General features: G+C 59.3%; 1 protein-coding gene and 1 tRNA gene. One reads left to right on the forward strand and one right to left on the reverse strand.

What is annotated here, in order from left to right:
- Positions 1–185 precede the first annotated feature (185 nt).
- On the reverse strand, positions 186–953 hold the full coding sequence (locus HU720_RS23905) for a hypothetical protein (RefSeq protein ID WP_186523620.1): 768 nt from the start codon (positions 951–953) through the stop codon (positions 186–188).
- Positions 954–1,312: 359 nt separating this feature from the next.
- Here HU720_RS23905 and HU720_RS23910 point away from each other — a divergent pair.
- Positions 1,313–1,388: transfer RNA gene (locus HU720_RS23910), tRNA-Glu, on the forward strand.
- Position 1,389 lies beyond the last annotated feature (1 nt).

Below are 1,389 nucleotides of genomic sequence, written 5' to 3' on the forward strand. Positions count from 1 at the left end.
GGGCAAGCCCGCTCCCACGGTGCCCAGTTCTCTGCGCGACAGCGCAGCCCGGAAGGGCTGGGTGATCTCCCACAGGCGTCGGGCCAAGCACCACTATCGCTGCTGACGCAGTCACTGTGGGAGCTGGCGACAGCCTGCGATGAGGCCGGTGCAGAATTGCGCTTAGCCGATGTGGCGGGCTTGACTCAGTCGTAGATAACCCGCTTTTTCCAGGTTTCTTCTTCGTCGGTCTTCAGCCCTTCGGTCAGCGCGTTCTGGTCGTTCTCGGCAGGCTCCATTTGGTCCAGCACCTGGGCGTTGGAGCGTGCCAGCAGTTTTTCCATGTAGGTCAACTGCTCTTCATACTGCTTGGGCTCGGGTTGCTTGCGCAGGTATTGCACGCCGCGTTCGAAGGCAAGGCGCGCCTGGCCCGGCTGGTTCTGCTGCAGGGCTTGCTGGCCGAGGTTGTTGAAGAACTCGATATGCAGCAACACCAGGATGTGGCGGATTTCCTTGACCCAGTACTTGCCCTCGTTGGTGTTCAGGAAGCCCTCCTGGGTGGCGCGCACGATCTGGTTATGCAGCAGTTCGAGCAAAAAGCGCACATCCTTGGCCTTGACCTCGGTGGTGATCGGCGCCGGTGGGTTGTTGACCGGCAACTTGTCGCCCTTGGCGATCAGGCCGTCGAGTTCGGCGATGCGCGTTTTCAGGGCTGCACTGTGCTTGTCGATTGCCAGCTGGCGCTGATTGAGGTTCAGCTCCAGGCGCGTCAGCAGCAGCTTGAGGGCGGGGGTCATGAACTGGCCGGGGAAGGTCTCGCTGATCTCGCCGCAGCGGCGCAGCCGGTCTGCCAGCTCGACCTTCAGGCGTGCCCGTTCGAGCTTGCCGTTTTCGACCATGTTGTTGAGGTAGCCGATCACGATCAGCAATGCGATACCCGCAACGACAAGCAGGGTGATCAGTAGTGGTGTCACCGTTAACGCCTCATCATGAAAAAGTTTTGCACCTGGCAAGAGTGTAGTGAGTTCGCCGGGGGGCGAACAGTGCTGCCCAGCGGATCGTGCCTTGCCTTTTATACGTATCGGCAATGGCTGGCCGATCTGCAACTATGATTCGGTGCTGGCACATTGCCGTGAGCTTGCCGAGGCGGCGCCAGAAAAGCAACGTCAAACCCCGGACGCATGCTCTACCCGCCATCTGTCGAACGGGAAGTCATTGATTTAAATAAATTTTGATAAAGGGCTTGACGCTTTGTCGAGCCATCCATAGAATGCGCGCCACTTGCAGCGTAAAGCACACAGCCGAACGCTTCAGGTAGTGAATGTTGTAGCGTGTCCCCTTCGTCTAGTGGCCTAGGACACCGCCCTTTCACGGCGGTAACAGGGGTTCGAGTCCCCTAGGGGACGCCAT

The organism is Pseudomonas sp. SWRI51, from assembly GCF_014268825.1.
GTDB lineage: Bacteria > Pseudomonadota > Gammaproteobacteria > Pseudomonadales > Pseudomonadaceae > Aquipseudomonas > Aquipseudomonas farsensis.